This window comes from Sporosarcina sp. FA9 (assembly GCF_051550205.1).
Taxonomy (GTDB): Bacteria; Bacillota; Bacilli; order Bacillales_A; family Planococcaceae; genus Sporosarcina.
Genome location: NZ_CP188819.1, coordinates 1,852,954 through 1,871,774, shown reverse-complemented (window position 1 = coordinate 1,871,774; position 18,821 = coordinate 1,852,954). Strand labels below are relative to the sequence as shown.

The window sequence follows — 18,821 nt, the reverse complement described above, 5'->3', positions numbered from 1 at the left end:
AGATGAAAGGAGAATAAATATGGAGCCTATATTAAGGACTGAGAATTTGACGATTCGTTTTGGAGGTCATACTGCAGTCGATCATGTGAATTTTTCAATGCCGGAAAAGCATTTTAAATCAATCATTGGACCGAATGGCGCTGGTAAGACTACATTTTTCAATTTAATAAGTGGTGAATTAAAACCAACGGAAGGAGAAGTGTATTTTAAAGGTAAATCACTTTCAAATTCCTCATCCGTTACTCGCACACGATTGGGACTGGGTCGTTCCTTTCAAATTACAAATGTATTTCCAAACTTAACTGTTCTGGAAAATGTGCGACTTGCAGTGCAATCAAAGGAGAAAATCAGATATCAAATGTTTAGTGATTATTTTCGTTATAAGAATTTAATTGAAAAAGCAGAGGAGTTACTAGATCTGGTCCTTCTGTCTGGAAAGGAATTTGTACTAGCGAGTCAGCTATCCCATGGTGAAAAAAGGAAATTAGAGATTGCCATGCTACTAGCATTGGATACAGAGGTTTTACTTTTAGATGAACCAACAGCGGGGATGTCACTTGAAGAAGTTCCAGCAATTTTAGATGTAATTCGACACATCAAAAATACAGGTGATAAAACAATTTTGCTTATTGAACATAAAATGGACATGATTCTCGACCTTTCGGATTCGATTATGGTTTTGTTCAATGGAAAGCTGCTTGCGGATGGTAGTCCGCAGGAAATCATGGACAATGAAACCGTCCAAAATGCTTATTTAGGAGGTCTTTACGATGACAACCTTACTAAAAGTTGACGACGTCCATACACATATCGGGCAATATCACATTCTCCAAGGAATTAATTTTGAAGCGAAAATTGGAGAAGTGAGTGTCTTACTTGGCCGAAACGGTGCTGGTAAAACGACAACACTGAAAACGATTATGGGATTAACGCCCGCTTCAAAAGGGACGGTAACATTTAATGAACAAGACATTACGCGAAAAGCAACGTACGAAATTGCGAATTTAGGCATTGGCTATGTACCGGAAGACCAAGGTATCTTTGGTGAATTGACAGTTGAAGAAAATATGAAAGTTGCTATGAGAATAGAAAACGAAGCGGCATATAGAAGACAAGATTATGTTTTGGAGTTGTTTCCCGATTTGAAAAAGTTTTGGAAAAAGGATTCCGGACATTTGTCTGGAGGTCAAAAACAAATGCTTGCAATGGCCCGAGCTTTTGTCAATGACAGCAAACTTCTTTTAATTGATGAGCCTTCAAAAGGGCTTGCACCAATAGTTATTGAAACTGTAATGGAAGCAATCACCGATATGAAGAAAAGTACAACAATTGTACTCGTAGAGCAAAACTTTATGATGGCGAGTCGAATCGGCGATACATACACACTTATTGATGATGGTGAAACAGTGCATTCAGGAATTATGGGAGATTTAATTCAAAACGAGGAACTCAAACGCAAATACTTAGGAATAGGTTAAGGAGGGTTGCACAATGGAACTGCTCATAAATTTATCAGTGAATGGTTTGGCTACAGGTATGCTAATTTTTCTTCTTGCTTCTGGACTAACTTTAATCTTCGGTCTAATGAGTGTTTTGAACTTTGCACATGGTGGACTCTTCGCTTGGGGAGCATTTTCTGGAATTTGGTTTTACGGTATCACCGGAAGTTTTTTCATTGGGATTTTGGGTGCAATTCTAACAGGTGCAGCACTTGGGTTCGTTACGGAAAGGCTCATTATTAGACCCGTGTACGGCAACCATGTGCAACAAATCTTAATAACACTTGGTTTTATGCTCGTGCTTACCGAGATGCTTAAAGTCGTATGGGGACCAAACCAAATTGCTGCTAGAGTACCAACATATCTCGCGGGGAGCTGGGAGTTTGGAGACGTTCTAATTATTAAATATCGTTTATTTATCATTATCGTAGGTTTTCTCGTATTCGGCATTTTTCAATACATTTTAAAGCGCACCAAAATTGGGCTGATCGTACGTGCAGGCGTTATCAATAAAGACATGGTGCAAGCGCTTGGCATTAATATTAAACGAGTTTTCTTACTTGTGTTCATGACGGGTTCAGCCCTTGCAGCACTAGGGGGAGTGTTGTTTGCCCCATACTCTGGTGTTATTTATGCGGAGATGGGTATGGAGTTTGCCATACTCGCATTTATTGTCGTCGTAATTGGAGGAATGGGAAGTTTTCCAGGGTCGTTACTAGCTGCAATTTTAGTTGGGTTAATCGGTAGTTATATGGCGTACTATGTTCCAGTTCTATCACTTGCGGTCAATATGATCCTTATGGCAATCGTATTAATATTCCGTCCGCAAGGTCTCTTCACAGCAAAGGGGTGACGATATGAAAAGAACTTTTCAATGGAACAACTTATTTTTAATATTCATTGTAATTGCACTAGCTGTTTTTCCGTTCGTGTCTGAATCAAGAACATGGACGATATTACTCACACAAATTTTTATATTTTCGATTCTTGCAATGAGCTATGATGTCCTACTCGGTTATACAGGTATCGTCTCATTTGGTCATGCAATGTTTTTTGGAATGGGGGCCTATACAACAGCTGTAATGTTAAAGAGAATTGAGCCAACGATGGGCGTGTTCTTCCTATCTATACTTGTAGGCATGCTAATAGCTGGTATTGTAAGTTTTTTCATAGGGCTCTTAACATTACGATTAAAAACGCATTTTTTCGCAATGTTTACGTTAGCAATATCTGGATTGTTTTTAGTTCTTGCGGAAAAATGGCGCACTGTAACATATGGTAATGACGGATTTACATTTAAAGCACCTGATTTTTTTAAGGACAGAGTTATGTTTTACTGTATGACTTTATTATGCTTAGTCCTCGTGTACTACTCCTTACGGCGCTTTGTGAACTCACCATTCGGGAGAGTTTTAGTAGCCGTTCGGGAAAATGAACAAAGGACATTATCACTTGGTTTTAATACATTACACTATAAAGTAATTGCATCAATTGTTGCGGGCATCGTCGCGAGTCTAGCGGGTTCACTGTATGCCATATCCTTAAGATTTGTTAACACCAGCGTGCTGTCGTTGGATATTACTCTAGACGCACTGTTGATGACGATTATCGGCGGAGTTGGCACACTCATTGGACCAATACTTGGTGCGGGAATTATTGAATTGTCACAACACTATTTATCAGGTCTTGCAAAAAACTATCCGATTTTTGAAAGATGGATCATCTTTTTTGGAATCCTTTTCATTTTAGTTGTGATTTTCTTTCCCAAAGGGGTTGTTGGAACCGTTCGAGAAAAACTTTGGAAGCGGCGAACACAAAGCTTGAAAACGTCTACAAAAGACCGTGAGAAGGAGGTTTTGTAATGGATATCGGAATTGTGAGCACTGGTGTGTATATACCTGAAACTACAATATCTGCTGATGAAATTGCAAGACTGTCAAATATACCTGTTGAAGTTATTAAACACAAGATGGGAATTCTACAAAAACCAATTCCCGGAATAGACGATCATACAGTTGCGATGGGCGTTTGGGCAGCTCAGGAAGCACTTCGTAAAGGAAATGTGAACCCGAAAAATATTGATTTAATTATTTACATTGGGGAGGAACATAAGGAATATCCACTTTGGACGGCCGCCATTAAAATTCAGGAAGAGATTGGGGCGTATCATGCATGGGGATTTGATGTTGCGCAGCGATGTGGAACTACAATAATGGCTATGAAAGTTGCCAAAAGCATGATGGAGTCTGACCCATCGATTGAAACAGTTTTACTGGCCGGTGGGTACAGAAATGGAGATTTCATTGATTATACAAACGAACGGACTCGGTTTATGTTTAATTTGGGTGCGGGTGGCGGTGCTATGATACTGAGGAGGGGTCATTCGGAAAACGTCCTAATGGAATCGGATATTGTTACGGATGGTTCTTTTTCTGAAGATGTTGTCGTACCAATAGGTGGAACGAAAACTCCTTTAACAACTGAAGGCATAGAAAGTGGATTGTATCGACTGGATGTCCTTGATCCCATTGGAATGAAAGCAAGGTTAGAACAAAAATCCATGCAAAACTTCTTGAAAGTTATTCGTACTTCATTAGAAAAGAGTGGATTTACAGAACAACAAATCAACTATTTAGCTATATTGCATATGAAAAAATCCGCACATGATTATGTATTAAATGAACTCGGTTTACAGGAAATGAATACGACGTACTTAAATGAATACGGTCATATTGGTCAAATCGATCAAATACTTTCACTGGAACTCGCCGAAAAAGAAGGAAAGATAAAAGATGGAGATGTTGTTGTCCTAGTTAGTGCGGGAATCGGATATGCATGGGGAGCAATCACAGTAAAATGGGGTAAACAACAATAAAAAGGAGTCGATTGAATGTCACTTCAAACAGTTTTGTTACCAAACAATGAGGAAATTGCATACAGAGTCAGACGGGGTGAAGAAAAAACGATCATTCTCGTTCACGGGAATATGACATCATCCAAACACTGGGATGTACTCATAGACGTACTTCATTCCAAATTCACTATTTACGCAATCGATTTACGTGGATTTGGGGAGTCTACCTACAACGAACGCATCACACAAATCAAGGATTTCTCGGATGATTTAAAGGGCTTTGTGGACGCACTTGACCTATCGGATTTCAACTTAATTGGTTGGTCAACAGGTGGTGCAGTGTGCATGCAATTTGAAGCGGATTACCCAGGACTTTGTAAAAAAATGGTTTTACTTGCTTCTGCGTCGACCCGAGGATATCCGTTTTTCGGTACAAATACAGATGGTACACTTGATTTGAAAACACGGTTAACCACATTAACAGAAGTAGAAAACGATGCTGGGAAAACGTTGGCGATACAAGGGTTGTATGACACAAAAAATCGTGCGGGATTACAAGCGGTTTGGAATGCATTGATATACACCCACAATAAACCGCCTGAAGAAAAATATGATGAGTATGTCGACGATATGCTCACACAGAGAAATCTTGCGGACGTTTACTATTCACTGAATACCTTTAATATTAGTGCACATCACAATGGTTTAAATGAAGGTACAAACCAAGCAGAAAACATTGGAATTCCAGTGTTGATTTTAAGGGGTGACCGGGACTATGTCGTAACGGAACAAATGACACAAGAAATTATCGAAGATATAGGTGAAATAGCAACCTATATCCCGTTAGAAAATTGCGGGCATTCGCCTTTAATCGACAATATTGAGAAGCTTAAAGAGGTTATTGAAACATTTTTAGAATGAGGGGATGAGGTAATGCGGCTAGTAGGTAAAACTGCATTGATAACTGGTGGGGCAAACGGCATTGGCCTTGCAGCATGTAAACGTTTTGCGGAGGAAGGTGCCCGAGTAGTAATGGCTGATTTTGATGAAGTTACTGGAAAAGCACAGGAGAAATTACTTAATGAGCAAGGTTTAGATGTACTTTTTATTCAATTGGATGTTGTTAACCGAGAAAATGTTAGAAGTTGTGTAGAACTAGCCATCGAAACCTATGGAAAGATTGATATTTTAATAAATAATGCCGGAATTACAAGAGACGCAACACTTGTTAAAATGGATCCAGTTGATTTTGCTGCCGTTTTAGATGTCAATTTAACAGGAGTTTTCAACTGTACTCAAGCAATTGTGCCGTATATGTTGGATAAAGGCTATGGGAAAATTATTAATACATCGTCGGTAAGTGGCATTTATGGGAACTTCGGACAAACGAATTATGCGGCTACAAAAGCTGCTGTCGTTGGATTAACAAAAACATGGGCAAAAGAATTTGGTAGAAGGGGCATAAATGTAAATGCAGTAGCACCGGGCTTTACTGCTACTTCAATGGTCAGTAAAATGCCCGAAAAAGTAATTGAACAAATGAAATCTACTGTCTCTTTACAAAGACTGGGGACACCGAGAGATATCGCTAATGCCTATTTATTTCTTGCAAGTGACGAATCAGACTATGTACACGGGCATGTTTTGCATGTAGATGGCGGCATATTAATGTAAGGATAGGAGGCGTTAATGAATGGATCATGAGTCTACATGGATATTAAAAAGAACTGCACTCTCAGATAAACAGATAGCACTTATCGATATTCATACAGGTGTTATTTGGACATATGAGAAACTAAAAAGTCGCATACTTCATTGGGCCTCCTATTTTAAATTGAGTGGATACAAAAAAGGTGAGCGTATCGCAATCCTAGCTCCAAATAGTCCGGATTTATTTGCAATAATGTTTGCATGTGAATTAAGAGGACTAATTTATGCGCCACTAAACTGGAGGTTAAGCCATTTCGAACTTAACAAGCTTCTGGAAGACTGTACACCGTCAATTCTATTGTTCCACAATAATTACCAATCGACAATTGAGGAATTACTCTTTCATACGAAAATCCCATTAGATTCAATAGATCGTGTTGAATTTGATTTAAGTGCACTAAATTCCGTTAGAACAGTGTCTACAGATCCATGGATGATTATCTATACCGGGGGCACGACAGGGATGGCAAAAGGTGTAGTTCTTTCTAAGAAAGCGATTTATGCAAATGCGGTCAATACTATTGCTAGTTGGGGATTAAGCGAAAAAGATGTCACAATAAATTACATGCCTCTTTTTCATACTGGCGGCATTAATGCATTAAGCATGCCACTTTTGATGGCTGGAGGCACAGTTGTTATTGGAAACACATTTGACTGTGAGGAAGCATTAAAAGCCACAGATACATACAACGCGACGATTTCTTTATTTGTTCCTACGATGTATCATTCGATGATTAATACAACATATTTTAAGGAATCTTCATTTCCCTCGATGAATGTTTTTATTTCAGGGGGGGCGCCTTGTCCCGAGTTAATCTATCTTGCATTTCATAAGAAAGGCTTAAATTTTAAGGAAGGTTACGGCTTAACAGAAGCAGGTCCGAACAACTTTTTTATTCGATCAGAGGATTCTATTCTAAAAATAGGATCTGTCGGAAAGTGCATGTTGCTAAATTCCGTTAAAGTCTTGAATAAAGCAGGAGTTCCATGTGGGATAGGTGAAGTAGGGGAACTGTATATTAAAGGGCCACATGTTTTTAGTTTTTATTGGGAAAATCAAATTGAAACGAGAAAAACATTAGTAAATGGGTGGCTACGAACGGGTGATTTAGCTAAATATGATACAGACGGCGACTATTATATCGTTGGAAGAAAAAAAGATGTAATCATTACGGGTGGAGAAAATGTTTATCCGCAAGAAGTTGAACAACTTTTATTGCAAATCAATGGCATTAGTGAGGTAGCAGTTCTTGGAAAAGAGGATTTGCTATGGGGCGAGATAATTATCGCATTTATTTCTTTAAAAGAAGGGGTTATATTGAACGAAGAACGTACAATCGAACACTGCAAACGATTTTTAGGCACATATAAAATTCCTAAACAAGTGATTATTTTACCAGAATTACCAAAAACTCATGTGGGCAAAATTGATAAAAAGGCCCTCAAATTACTTTTAATAAAAACAAATAAAAAAGCGTAAAGGTTATTCACCATTACGCTTTTTTATATGTGTACACAAGTTCATCTAGATTAGAATCTATGTTTACATGTAAATCATGTTCAACAAAAAACCACACATCACGGTTTTCGATATAGTAAAGCGTCCCATTGTGTTCAGTTTTAATGGCGGCATCGTCGGGCTGTTCTTTTGTCACACCGAGTGAAAATCCTGTATGTAATTGACTTGAACCGCCGTATCTTGCGAAGAACCGAATTGCATCACCTGGTATTGTTTCCATTTCTTCCTTAAACCAACTCAGTGCTTCGATGGAAATTACAATTTTCAATCGTAACGCCTGCCTTTCAATTTCGATTCCTATTTCAATTGTATTATATCCATTTTACTTTTGGCTCGGTTCCTGCTTTAATTCTTGCTATATTGGATTGGTGTCGATAAAAGATGAAAGCACCAAATAGTCCAATTGCAATCAATAAATAGAAGTCACCTGTTTGAAAATAATAAATTAAACTGTAGATAAATCCGATAACCGCTACAATCATGGAAGAAAGAGACACCATTTTTGTTAGTTTTAATGCGATGAAAAAACTAACTAATACTAGGATGAAGAGGGGCAAGTTAACCCCTAATACAACCCCGCCGGATGTAGCGACAGCTTTGCCACCTTTAAACTGAGCAAAGATAGGGAACATATGTCCAACTACTGCCATCATTCCTAAAATAAGAGGGTGTACTGCAGTTTCACTGAAATAGGGCAACAGCGGTAGCAAAGTAGCTGCAGATCCTTTTAAAATATCAAGAGTTGTTACGAATAAACCCGCTTTTTTTCCGAGTATACGAAACGTATTCGTGCCACCCAGATTACCACTACCGTGTTCACGGATATCTATTTTGTAAAAAAGTTTTCCAACCCATAGGCCTGAAGGTATTGAGCCAAGTAAATAGGCTACTACTAATATTATTATAAGTTCCATATTCTACTCCTTTTTCCTTAGTTCTTTCAATGGTTTCAGTCTATCAGAACTATGTACTAGCGACAATTTATATTTATTCAAACATTAAGCAAAACACTACGTTTTTGAAGCGATTTATTCTTGAAAAGTAAATTATTCCATACAATTTTTTATACTCTTCATTGCATGTTTTGATTTTCTTCTATACAATTAATTGAGCAAGCTTACCAGAACGTTGATTTGACAACCTTTTCAGGAAGCAGTACGATTATATACTAGAGAACATTCGTTTTATGGGGGCGACATATTGACAAAAAAACAAGAAAACTTTACTTATGATGATGATTCGATACATATCCTCGAAGGTTTGGATGCTGTTCGCAAACGACCGGGTATGTATATAGGTTCAACGGATACTCGTGGACTTCATCACCTTGTTTATGAAATTGTAGACAACTCGGTTGATGAAGCGCTAGGTGGATTCGGATCACAAATAGATGTTAAGCTCCATGCAGATGGAAGTGTTAGCGTACGTGACTACGGTCGAGGAATGCCTACAGGGATTCACCAAACAGGTAAACCTACAACTGAAGTTATTCTGACTATTCTTCACTCAGGTGGAAAATTTGGTCAAGGTGGGTACAAAACAAGTGGTGGTTTACATGGTGTGGGTGCAGCTGTAGTTAATGCGCTTTCCGAATGGCTTGAAGTGACTATTTTCCGAGACGGTCATAAATTCTGCCAACGTTTTGAAAACGGTGGAAAACCAGCTACAACACTTGAACAAATTGGGCCATCTCGTGAAAAAGGAACACTGATTCACTTCAAACCAGACCCAACAATCTTTTCAACATTAAAATATCAATACGATACATTGAGCGAACGTCTTCGTGAATCAGCTTTTTTATTAAAAAGTCTGAAGATTAATTTAGAAGAAGAAGATACGGATAAATCAGATACGTTCTTCTATGAAACAGGTATAGAAGCATTCGTATCCTATTTGAATGAAGAAAAAGATGTACTTCATGAAGTCGCTTATTTAGACGGAGAAGCGGATGGAATCGAAGTTGAATTTGCATTCCAATTTAGTGATGGATACTCCGAAACTATACTATCTTTCGTGAATAACGTTCGTACGAAAGATGGAGGAACACACGAAACAGGAGCAAGATCAGCAGTAACTCGTGTTTTCAATGAGTATGCTAGAAAAACAGGTTTGTTAAAAGAAAAAGATAAGAACCTTGAAGGATCTGATATTCGCGAGGGTATTTCAGCAATTATTTCTGTTCGAATTCCGGAGCAAATACTGCAATTTGAAGGCCAAACAAAAGGAAAACTTGGTACAAGCGAAGCAAGAGGTGTGACCGACTCCGTTATTGCGCAAAAGCTCCTTTATTATCTAGAAGAGAATGCAGATTTAAGCGCATCTCTTGTTAGGAAAGCAATTCGTGCGCAACAAGCACGAGAAGCAGCGCGTAAAGCACGGGAAGACGCTAGGACAGGTAAGAAGCGTAAACGGTCAGATACATTGCTATCCGGAAAACTAACCCCGGCACAGTCGCGTAATGCTGCTAGAAATGAACTCTATCTTGTGGAAGGTGATTCCGCGGGCGGTTCTGCAAAGCAAGGCCGTGACCGTGTGTTTCAGGCAATACTACCACTAAGAGGTAAAGTACTAAATACTGAAAAAGCGAAACTGGAAGACATTATGAAAAATGAAGAAATTAATATGATCATCCATGCAATTGGTGGTGGTGTAGGGGCTGATTTCGAGATTGACGATATTGCCTATGACAAAGTCATTATTATGACGGATGCCGATACGGATGGTGCACATATTCAGGTTCTTCTGCTCACGTTTTTTTATCGCTATATGAAACCTTTAATCGAGGCAGGTAAAATATTTATTGCTTTACCTCCACTTTATAAAGTGTTTAAAGGCGCTGGTAAAAATGAAAAGCTTGCCTATGCTTGGACTGATGATGATTTGGACGAAGCAACAGCGAAAGTGGGTAAAGGTTACTTACTTCAACGGTATAAAGGTCTTGGTGAGATGAATGCAGATCAACTCTGGGATACGACTATGAATCCTGAAACTAGAACGCTTATAAGAGTTAAGATAGATGATGGAGCAAAGGCGGAGCGACGTATTACAACCTTAATGGGAGACAAAGTAGAACCTAGACGGCGTTGGATTGAAGAAAATGTCGATTTTGGTCAGCTAGAAGATCACAATATACTGGATAATGAATTTTTGCATGTTGAGGAGGATTTTGAATGACATCAACAGAACGCTTTCAAGACCTGCCTTTAGAAGAGGTAGTTGGAGATCGCTTTGGAAGATACAGTAAATACATTATTCAGGACCGAGCATTACCTGATGCAAGGGACGGTTTAAAACCGGTACAACGTCGAATTCTTTACGCTATGTTTCATGAAGGAAATACACATGAAAAGGCTTTTCGGAAATCTGCAAAAACTGTCGGTAATGTCATCGGTAACTATCATCCACACGGCGATACATCCGTTTATGAAGCGATGGTACGAATGACTCAAAATTGGAAACTTCGACATATGATGGTCGAAATGCATGGTAATAATGGTTCTGTTGACGGCGATTCAGCTGCAGCGATGCGTTATACAGAAGCCCGACTTTCCCCAATTGCAGGAGAAATGCTACGTGATTTAAACAAAAATACAGTAGATTTTATTCCAAACTTTGATGATACAGAACCGGAACCAACCGTTTTACCATCTAGGTTTCCCAACCTTTTGGTAAATGGTTCAACCGGAATATCTGCAGGGTATGCTACTGATATTCCACCACATGCACTGCATGAAGCACTTGATGCAGTATTAATGCGAATGGACAACCCAGACGCCTCAGTAGATGAATTAATGACGGTTATTAAAGGACCGGATTTCCCTACAGGCGCAACAATACAGGGGACGGACGGTATTAAACAAGCATACGAGACAGGCAAGGGTCGAATAATCATTCGTGCCAAATCATTTATTGAGCCTCTAAAAGGCGGGAAATCACAAATCGTTGTTACAGAAATCCCGTATGATGTAAACAAAGCCAATATGGTTAAAAGAATGGATGAACTCCGTATTGACCGCAGACTTGACGGAATTGCGGATGTAAGAGATGAATCGGACAGAACAGGACTCCGAGTTGTCATTGAACTAAAAAAAGATGTTGATGCTAATGGCATTTTACAATATTTATTGAAAAACACGGATTTACAAGTGGCATATAATTTCAATATGATTGCAATATCTGGACGTAGACCAACATTAATGTCGCTTCCAATGCTTTTAGATGCTTACATTGGGCACCAAAAAGACGTTGTTACTCGTAGATCTCGTTTTGATATCCAAAGAGCACAGGATCGTCTTCACATTGTGGAAGGTCTTATGAAGGCATTATCTGTTTTAGATAAAGTAATTAAAACAATTCGTGCTTCAAAGGATAAACGAGATGCTAAGACCAATATCATAAACGAATTTGCATTTTCTGAAATACAAGCTGAAGCAATTGTATCCTTGCAACTCTACAGACTTACAAATACGGATATTACTGAGCTTCAAACTGAAGATAAAGAACTTCGCAAACAAATCGAACTGCTTGATGCAATTTTAAAAAGCAATAAAAAACTATCAAATATAATAAAAAAAGAACTTCTTGAAATTCGTAAAAACTTTGCAGAACCCAGAAGATCTGTGATTGAAGAAAAAATCGAAGAAATTAAAGTCGATCTCGACATATTAATTCCTAGCGAAGAAGTGATTGTTTCTGTTACTAAAGATGGTTACTTAAAGCGTACCAGCGTTCGCTCATATAGTGCGTCCAATGGAACTGGGCATGATATGAAAGAATCTGATTTTATGTTATATGAATTTCCTATGAATACACAGCATCATTTACTGATGTTCACATCCTTTGGTAACTATATGCATCAACCTGTTCATGAACTTCCGGACATACGTTGGAGAGACCTTGGGCAGCATATATCAAGCATTATTCCGCTTGAGCCAAACGAATCGATAATAGCCGTAATTGGTGTTGAGAATTTTATAGATGACGTAAATATAATAACTGCTTCAGCAAATGGGTTAATCAAACAATCAAAACTTGCTGATTATGAAGTACGAAGATTTTCCAGAACATTTAAAGGTATGGGTATTCGTAAAGGGGATACGATGATTGAAGCACGTCTCGTTAAAGGTGATGAAGAAATCGTATTGATTACGAATCAAGCATATGCACTGCGTTTTTCACTAACCGATATTTCTGTAACAGGCGTCCGAACTGCCGGTGTCAAAGGAATAAACTTAAAAGATGATGATCATCTTGTTGCGATGGAAGTTATTAGTGCTGATAGTTCATCACTTTTAATAGCAACACAGCGCGGGTCTGCCAAACGAATGGGCATAAAAGAACTTGAAATTAGTTCAAGAGCATTACGTGGACAGGTTGTTTTGAAGGAACTAAAAACAAATCCACATCGTATTGTTGGTGCTAAAATGGTTGCAAATGATGAAATCATAGTACTTTCTACAGAAAAAGAACATAAGATACCTCTTCTTGCAGGTTCACTCCGAGCCGTCGATCGTTCCTCTAATGGTAGTTTTGTTACCGATGAGAAAAAAGATGGGCTTGTAACATATATTTATAAAGATCCTAAAGCGGAAATTGAATAAACAGCAACGGTCACGGGAATAAAGTCCCGTGACTTTTTATTTTTTCTAACGTATACTAATTATTGATTCGTTAAACGAAAGAATAGAACGGGGATTGTTAAATGTGGAAAAACCGAAATATATGGATTATTTTAACAGGTGAAATGATTGCAGGTTTGGGATTATGGACCGGTATTATTGGTAATTTAGAATTCATGCAAGAAAGAATCCCGTCAGATTTTATGAAGGCACTAATTATGTCAGTTGGCCTTCTTGCAGGTCTTATCGCGGGACCTATTGCAGGTAAAATAATTGATCAATCTAAGAAAAAAACGGTTTTGCTAATCTCTGGTTTTGGGCGCATGATTAGCGTTGTATTCATGCTCATAGCTATTTCACAAGATTCGATTTGGTGGATGGTTGCGTTTATGATTAGTATCCAGCTCGCAGCGACATTTTATTTCCCTGCACTACAAGCAACAATACCACTTGTCGTAAAAGACGATGATTTATTAACAATGAATGGAATGCATATGAATGTAGCAACAATTTCTCGTGTTATTGGAACAGCACTCGCGGGTATTATGCTAGTTTACTGGTCGTTGATGTCCCTTTATATAGTCTCTATAATCGCTTATGGTGGACTCCTATTATTCACAATGATGCTTCGTATCGACGAAGGGGAGGACCGGGTTGCAAAAGTACGATCATCCGTGAAGTCCGGTGGATTCATGGAGATTTTCCCAGTATTAAAAATGTATCCGGCCGTTGGTATGACACTTATTATGACACTAATACCGCTTTTGTTTATTGGCTCTTTTAATTTAATCGTAATTAACGTTAGTGAAATCCAAGATTCGGCATCCATTAAAGGACTCATATATACGTTTGAAGGAATTGCATTTATGGCTGGAGCATTTGCCGTAAAATACATTTCAAAGATATGGAAAACAACAGTTATCTTATTTTTCTTTGCAACAATGGTTGCAGTTGCTGAATTCATGCTGTTTTTTGCAGATAGTAAATTCTTGACGTTAAGTGCGTTTGCAGTACTTGGATTTGCATTGGGTTGTTTCTTTCCAACAGCAATGGTTATTTTTCAAAAACAAATGCCAAAAGAGTTCCACGGCCGATTCTTTTCATTCCGAAATATGTTGGAACGAGTCATGTTCCAAGTAGTTTTGCTAACAGCAGGAGCATTTTTGGATATTATCGGTTTACAATTAATGGTTGTAGCGTTCGGTGTGATTAGTTTAAGTTTGACGGCATTGTTTTTTATTCAAATGAAAAGACGCAATATTATATTGGAGCAACCAGAACAAATAGTTGCAAAGAGCATTTAGCTTGTGGCAACGGTTTTTGTGTAGGGAAGTAGTATAAGATATATCCAGAAAAAAAGCCGACGAAATCTCCATTATTGGGAGATCGTTGGCTTTTACTGTTTTACTTTTAAAGTATCTAGAAATAACTTTTCGAGTAAGTCTGTATTTGTAACTGATTGAATCATTGCTAGCATATAGGTGTCACGATCCATATTGTCGAAATTCCAATGGAAACCTTTTGACACTGCAATGGCTTGTATGAAAATCCGATTTGTACGACCGTTACCTTCACGAAATGGATGTAGCATATTTAGTTCCGATTTAAAATAAGCCAACCTTTTAGCAGCGTGTTCTAAAGATTTCCAGTCAGGTTCACTTTTTAATAATGAAAATAAATTGTATGCGTATGCATTCAAGAATTGTACTTGGCAAAAACGGGTACTGCCTTTCATCAATTGCACTTCACGGAAATGTCCTGCGAATGTATAAGTGTCCTGGAAAAGGTGGTGGTGGAGTCCAACAAAATCAGTTAACGAAAAAGCTGATATGATGTATGCTCCTTGTTCAATTTGAGTTGCACGAATCGAAAAAGCAAACGCTTCAGCCTGCTCGAGCTCTACAAAACAAGTCATACCCAAAAGATTTGACTTTAAAAGATAGTCGCTATTTTCAGAACTATTGTACTTTGTCATTAGCTAAAGCTTCCATAATCAAAGCCGGTGTTACGACCATACCGGAATTGACAATATCAAGAGCTTTTTGTTGTAGAGATTGACTTAATTGTAAGTTTTCAAGTTGCATATTTTTTAACACACTGTTAAATTCAGGAGAATTTAATTGAATTTGCTTCATACTAAACGACTCCTCTCTGTACCATTAATTATAAGCTGAATAGCAGAATTTATCCACTTTTTGAATTCCCCATACTGTCGCTACATTCACTAGTGTGAGATTCTTAATAAGTGGAGTATTTTGTTTGTAATATTGGTTCTAAGAGGGTATATAAAGGAGCATTTACTCCACCCTAAATTGGTAAATCAATTGTTGTGCTTATTTAGTAAAGGGATGGTGGTAATTTTGAGTATTATTAAAAAAGTCTCTTGTTTATTAGTTGTTTTTTTATTGATTGTGAATTTGTTTGGTCGCGAAGGAATCGCTTCAGATGGTGAAATTACGCTAAAAGAAGCGGTTAACATTGGATTCCAGAGAGCAAAGGAATGGAATGTAAACGCAACACTTACAAGTGTAAATAGTGTGGATGAAACGATGGGAGGCTCCAGGGGAGAAACAGGGAAACGCTTTAAATGGACTATGATCTTTATCGTTCCGGGTACAGATGATTTTGTACTAATTGGAATCTCAGATAAAAAAATTATCGTGTTTAGAACGGGTAAGCAATCTCCGAATCCAACAATATCCTACGATGAAATCAAGTTGGATAGTTCTGATGTTGTCCAACTAGCAAAGGATAAATACGGACTAAAACAAGGAAAAGATTGGGCAACCGGATATAATTTTACACTTGATAGTATCGATGGTGCACCCATTCTAGATGTGGTAGGAAATGATCGAGATAACCGCTTTGCTCGAATTTCATTCAATGCCCAAAACGGAGATGTGGTCAGTGCCATTCATAAATTACCATACGGTGGAGGATTAATATCCAGACGTAATGGCACCGATAACCTAACAAAAAAAGGGATGGCGATTACAGGGGTTGTCGCTGGAAAGAACAATTTAGTCGTATGGGGAGACAAAAAGCCAACACAATTTAGTACAACCAAGCAACCTTTTATTGAATGGAGCCATAACAATGGAGAAACATGGACAGAACTCCAAACTAATAATTATGTAACACACGCGTGGTTTGATATGAATGATCAGTTATATGCGGCTACGGAAAAAGAATTGTGGGCAGGTATTACATCAAAAAGTAAAGGTACGAAAATTCTTTCATTAAACCACAGGATTGAGACCATGGATTATTCAATCAATAACAATATAGCAGTACTATCAAATGGAAAGGTTTACTATACGAACAACCAAGGTGGGAGTTGGGAACAGGCTATTGCTCCTAAACCCTTTTTTCTGGTTCAAATATCGGATCATGGTGATGTGGTAGGACTCACAGAAAAAAGAAAGATTTTGCAAAAGACAAAGGATGGCTGGAACGAGATAACCATGCCGAATAGAAATGATGTACCCGATGATATGAAAGTGATTAATAATAGGTTATTCATTACCACGGAAAGTGGAATTTGGGTCCGAAACCTTAAAGAGGAAAATTGGAGTGAAATTCAAGTTGACAAAATGGAAGTTAGACTTATCAAAAAAGGAGAGAAATTATTCGGAATCACAGAAGTAGGTGAAGCTATTTATTTCATCAACACTAAAGATGAAAGTAAATCTGAAAAAGTGTTTGATGCGGGAGATTTCATCGTTGTTTATGATGTGGATATCATGGGAGATACCTTATGGATTGCAACAGCACCAGATTATTCGTGGGAAGAAATGCCGATTCCGTAAAGACGATAAAAATTTGAAGTGTATATCCTTGAAAAAATATATTGTGAAACATTTCACTTAATCAGAAGGGTACGTTAGTCAAAGAAGAATGTCACAAGAGGGACCGTAAAAATGGGTCCATTTTCTAATTATCAACAATGTTATTTACCAAAGTCTTGTTATAAAGAAGACTAAAGGCGATTGAAAGTTAAAATTATTAGATGTCGAAAGAAAAAATGAATTTAAAAAATCAGACAAGAAAGTCGGAAAAACTGTATAGGAGTATCAGTTTAGATTTTCTTGTCCAATATTTTTCGTTTTATCTCACTGTTTCAAGTATACTTTGTTAACGATACACAGCTTCCGATAATATATATTATGGTGGGGGCGTTCTATTAGGTGATGAAATATAAGTATAATTACTCCACCCTATGTTTATAGCTGCTATTTTTACTGTTTTCGATGTCAATAAATTGAACGCTGTATTCAATCACATCATTGATAAAGAAGTTATTCTTTTTAGCGAACTCTTTTACATTGTTTAGAAGCTCCTTATCATAAGTTGTCTTATATTGAATGCGATCTGTCGGTCTTAGTTCTTTATTAAATAGAATTATGTCCTGAACCAAAATGGTTTTTAGACCACTTTCAATTAAGTAATTAACATGCGTATTATTTTCATTTGCAATTACTTTTAATGACTCTAAAATTGATTGGCTAATATTCGTTCTAAATTTAACTCTAGAAGTATCCGTTGTTTGTATCAACTTTCCATTTACTAATTTCCACATAATTGATTTTCCCCAATCTTTAAGTATATTAATTAATTATTTATTCTCTGTGACATCCGTTCTCTTTTAGAGATAATACAACTTTCATCTTCTTCATAAGTGTAAATTACTCTTGCTAATTTTGGAAGCTCATATTTACCTTTTACCCATACCCGATAAATTGTAGTTCCAGTCTTTGTGAACGAAGATGTAATTTCTGACCTTAATAACCATGATTGAAAGACTGATAAAAGTCCCTGGGCAAAAACTAAGCTAGCTGTTGTGACATTCATAACATATCCCCTATCTTGTACCCATCCATCGCCATCTATAACTCCTCTTATAAAGGATGGAAGATATTCATCAGGAACATTAGGAAATGGTACTGACAAAGATTTATTTGCATTAATCCCCAAAGTTTCAAGATCAAATTTCATTACTTTAGAATTAATAATTAAAATTGGTGTCGAATCCGGATCTTTATTAGGAGCCAATACATAATCAGCTTCCATATACTTAGCAATTTGTCGAAGTATACGTTCATCTTTTTGAGCAAAATAAATGCTGTGAATTCTCTTGTTTACATGACCGTCTGTCACGAATAAGCCTAGTACCCAGGCCATTTCATGTGTCCAAGTTTTGAAAAAGTCTTCATTCACTTTGTTTTTTCTTGGCTGGCCGGAGTATTGTTCCCTATTCATTGTTATTCCATGCTTGTACATCACATTGCGAATTGCGCGATCAGAAATTCCAACAATAGGTGCCATCTCTTTAAATGGCATACCACTTTTGTACATTTTAATGATAGCTTCGTCCGTCATACCTGGATTCCTCCGCATAGTTTTGCTCCTTCCTATTTTATCGGATTTATTTAATTATACGAACAAATGTTTTGATTATCAAATAAATAGCATTAGAGAAAAAAAGACTCCCAGTATTCTAAGAGAAAATACTGGGAGTCAAGTGTGTTTAGTTAGAATTGATGGTGATTGGTGTAGATCTTGTCAGGCCTGTAGTACCCGTACGTACTCTGCCTACATTATCTCGATTATAACGCTTAGTA

At 37.6% G+C, this 18,821-nt stretch carries 18 protein-coding genes; 12 read left to right on the top strand and 6 right to left on the bottom strand.

Annotated elements, in window-relative coordinates; translation table 11 throughout:
• Positions 1-19: 19 nt before the first annotated feature.
• The 8 genes from ACP8HH_RS09170 to ACP8HH_RS09135 are packed head-to-tail and all read left to right on the top strand — an operon-like array spanning position 20 to position 7,543.
• Positions 20-793, top strand: coding sequence for an ABC transporter ATP-binding protein (locus ACP8HH_RS09170; RefSeq protein ID WP_438310517.1), 774 nt, complete (start codon positions 20-22; stop codon positions 791-793).
• Positions 771-1,478: an ABC transporter ATP-binding protein gene (locus ACP8HH_RS09165; protein ID WP_438310514.1), complete on the top strand. Its 708-nt coding sequence runs from the start codon at positions 771-773 to the stop codon at positions 1,476-1,478. The genes ACP8HH_RS09170 and ACP8HH_RS09165 overlap by 23 nt, the downstream gene beginning before the upstream one ends.
• 13 nt (positions 1,479-1,491) lie before the next feature.
• Positions 1,492-2,352: a branched-chain amino acid ABC transporter permease gene (locus ACP8HH_RS09160; RefSeq protein WP_438310511.1), complete on the top strand. Its 861-nt coding sequence runs from the start codon at positions 1,492-1,494 to the stop codon at positions 2,350-2,352.
• Positions 2,353-2,356: 4 nt separating this feature from the next.
• Positions 2,357-3,361 carry a branched-chain amino acid ABC transporter permease gene (locus ACP8HH_RS09155; protein ID WP_438310509.1) on the top strand — a complete coding sequence of 335 codons (1,005 nt, stop codon included), beginning with the start codon at positions 2,357-2,359 and terminating at the stop codon, positions 3,359-3,361.
• Positions 3,361-4,374: a 3-oxoacyl-ACP synthase gene (locus tag ACP8HH_RS09150; RefSeq protein WP_438310507.1), complete on the top strand. Its 1,014-nt coding sequence runs from the start codon at positions 3,361-3,363 to the stop codon at positions 4,372-4,374. Before ACP8HH_RS09155 ends, ACP8HH_RS09150 begins: the two co-directional genes overlap by 1 nt.
• Positions 4,375-4,389: 15 nt before the next feature.
• Positions 4,390-5,274, top strand: coding sequence for an intracellular short-chain-length polyhydroxyalkanoate depolymerase (gene phaZ / locus ACP8HH_RS09145; protein ID WP_438310505.1), 885 nt, complete (start codon positions 4,390-4,392; stop codon positions 5,272-5,274).
• Between the two features lie 12 nt (positions 5,275-5,286).
• A complete protein-coding gene (gene fabG / locus ACP8HH_RS09140) occupies positions 5,287-6,027 on the top strand; it encodes a 3-oxoacyl-ACP reductase FabG (protein WP_438310503.1) in 741 nt (246 codons plus the stop codon).
• Positions 6,028-6,046: 19 nt separating this feature from the next.
• Complete coding sequence (locus tag ACP8HH_RS09135) at positions 6,047-7,543, top strand: AMP-binding protein (RefSeq protein ID WP_438310501.1); 1,497 nt, start codon at positions 6,047-6,049, stop codon at positions 7,541-7,543.
• Positions 7,544-7,556: 13 nt separating this feature from the next.
• Here the strand turns inward: ACP8HH_RS09135 and ACP8HH_RS09130 are convergent, their stop codons facing one another.
• A complete protein-coding gene (locus ACP8HH_RS09130) occupies positions 7,557-7,850 on the bottom strand; it encodes a HesB/YadR/YfhF family protein (RefSeq protein ID WP_438310499.1) in 294 nt (97 codons plus the stop codon).
• A gap of 43 nt (positions 7,851-7,893) precedes the next feature.
• Complete coding sequence (gene plsY / locus ACP8HH_RS09125; protein ID WP_438310497.1) at positions 7,894-8,496, bottom strand: glycerol-3-phosphate 1-O-acyltransferase PlsY; 603 nt, start codon at positions 8,494-8,496, stop codon at positions 7,894-7,896.
• Positions 8,497-8,782: 286 nt separating this feature from the next.
• Between plsY and parE the strand changes: the two genes are divergently transcribed.
• The 3 genes from parE to ACP8HH_RS09110 all read left to right on the top strand — a co-directional run bounded on the left by parE (position 8,783) and on the right by ACP8HH_RS09110 (position 14,504).
• Positions 8,783-10,756 carry a DNA topoisomerase IV subunit B gene (gene parE / locus ACP8HH_RS09120; RefSeq protein ID WP_438310495.1) on the top strand — a complete coding sequence of 658 codons (1,974 nt, stop codon included), beginning with the start codon at positions 8,783-8,785 and terminating at the stop codon, positions 10,754-10,756.
• Complete coding sequence (parC, locus tag ACP8HH_RS09115; protein ID WP_438310493.1) at positions 10,753-13,182, top strand: DNA topoisomerase IV subunit A; 2,430 nt, start codon at positions 10,753-10,755, stop codon at positions 13,180-13,182. Before parE ends, parC begins: the two co-directional genes overlap by 4 nt.
• A gap of 101 nt (positions 13,183-13,283) precedes the next feature.
• On the top strand, positions 13,284-14,504 hold the full coding sequence (locus ACP8HH_RS09110) for an MFS transporter (RefSeq protein WP_438310491.1): 1,221 nt from the start codon (positions 13,284-13,286) through the stop codon (positions 14,502-14,504).
• A gap of 92 nt (positions 14,505-14,596) precedes the next feature.
• On the opposite strand, the gene ACP8HH_RS09105 is transcribed toward ACP8HH_RS09110, so the two are convergent.
• Complete coding sequence (locus ACP8HH_RS09105; protein WP_438310489.1) at positions 14,597-15,175, bottom strand: Fic/DOC family protein; 579 nt, start codon at positions 15,173-15,175, stop codon at positions 14,597-14,599.
• Complete coding sequence (locus tag ACP8HH_RS09100) at positions 15,159-15,335, bottom strand: hypothetical protein (protein ID WP_438310486.1); 177 nt, start codon at positions 15,333-15,335, stop codon at positions 15,159-15,161. The genes ACP8HH_RS09105 and ACP8HH_RS09100 overlap by 17 nt, the downstream gene beginning before the upstream one ends.
• A 225-nt stretch (positions 15,336-15,560) precedes the next feature.
• On the opposite strand from ACP8HH_RS09100, the gene ACP8HH_RS09095 reads away from it, so the two are divergent.
• Complete coding sequence (locus tag ACP8HH_RS09095) at positions 15,561-17,009, top strand: hypothetical protein (RefSeq protein WP_438310484.1); 1,449 nt, start codon at positions 15,561-15,563, stop codon at positions 17,007-17,009.
• A 398-nt stretch (positions 17,010-17,407) separates the two neighbouring features.
• On the opposite strand, the gene ACP8HH_RS09090 is transcribed toward ACP8HH_RS09095, so the two are convergent.
• Both ACP8HH_RS09090 and ACP8HH_RS09085 read right to left on the bottom strand, forming a co-directional pair.
• Positions 17,408-17,779: an rRNA methyltransferase gene (locus tag ACP8HH_RS09090; protein ID WP_438310481.1), complete on the bottom strand. Its 372-nt coding sequence runs from the start codon at positions 17,777-17,779 to the stop codon at positions 17,408-17,410.
• A gap of 32 nt (positions 17,780-17,811) precedes the next feature.
• Positions 17,812-18,579 (bottom strand): LAGLIDADG family homing endonuclease, encoded by a 768-nt coding sequence (locus ACP8HH_RS09085; protein WP_438318923.1) that lies wholly within the window; start codon positions 18,577-18,579, stop codon positions 17,812-17,814.
• Positions 18,580-18,821: the final 242 nt, after the last annotated feature.

Excerpts from the sequence above, each read along its gene's own strand:
- ACP8HH_RS09150 (WP_438310507.1), top strand. The coding sequence starts at position 3,361 with ATGGATATCGGAATTGTGAGCACTGGTGTGTATATACCTGAAACTACA.
- ACP8HH_RS09100 (WP_438310486.1), bottom strand. The coding sequence starts at position 15,335 with ATGAAGCAAATTCAATTAAATTCTCCTGAATTTAACAGTGTGTTAAAA.
- fabG (WP_438310503.1), top strand. The coding sequence starts at position 5,287 with ATGCGGCTAGTAGGTAAAACTGCATTGATAACTGGTGGGGCAAACGGC.
- ACP8HH_RS09135 (WP_438310501.1), top strand. The coding sequence starts at position 6,047 with ATGGATCATGAGTCTACATGGATATTAAAAAGAACTGCACTCTCAGAT.
- ACP8HH_RS09155 (WP_438310509.1), top strand. The coding sequence starts at position 2,357 with ATGAAAAGAACTTTTCAATGGAACAACTTATTTTTAATATTCATTGTA.
- ACP8HH_RS09090 (WP_438310481.1), bottom strand. The coding sequence starts at position 17,779 with ATGTGGAAATTAGTAAATGGAAAGTTGATACAAACAACGGATACTTCT.
- ACP8HH_RS09110 (WP_438310491.1), top strand. The coding sequence starts at position 13,284 with ATGTGGAAAAACCGAAATATATGGATTATTTTAACAGGTGAAATGATT.
- plsY (WP_438310497.1), bottom strand. The coding sequence starts at position 8,496 with ATGGAACTTATAATAATATTAGTAGTAGCCTATTTACTTGGCTCAATA.
- phaZ (WP_438310505.1), top strand. The coding sequence starts at position 4,390 with ATGTCACTTCAAACAGTTTTGTTACCAAACAATGAGGAAATTGCATAC.
- ACP8HH_RS09160 (WP_438310511.1), top strand. The coding sequence starts at position 1,492 with ATGGAACTGCTCATAAATTTATCAGTGAATGGTTTGGCTACAGGTATG.
- ACP8HH_RS09165 (WP_438310514.1), top strand. The coding sequence starts at position 771 with ATGACAACCTTACTAAAAGTTGACGACGTCCATACACATATCGGGCAA.
- parC (WP_438310493.1), top strand. The coding sequence starts at position 10,753 with ATGACATCAACAGAACGCTTTCAAGACCTGCCTTTAGAAGAGGTAGTT.
- ACP8HH_RS09170 (WP_438310517.1), top strand. The coding sequence starts at position 20 with ATGGAGCCTATATTAAGGACTGAGAATTTGACGATTCGTTTTGGAGGT.
- ACP8HH_RS09105 (WP_438310489.1), bottom strand. The coding sequence starts at position 15,175 with ATGACAAAGTACAATAGTTCTGAAAATAGCGACTATCTTTTAAAGTCA.
- ACP8HH_RS09085 (WP_438318923.1), bottom strand. The coding sequence starts at position 18,579 with ATGACGGACGAAGCTATCATTAAAATGTACAAAAGTGGTATGCCATTT.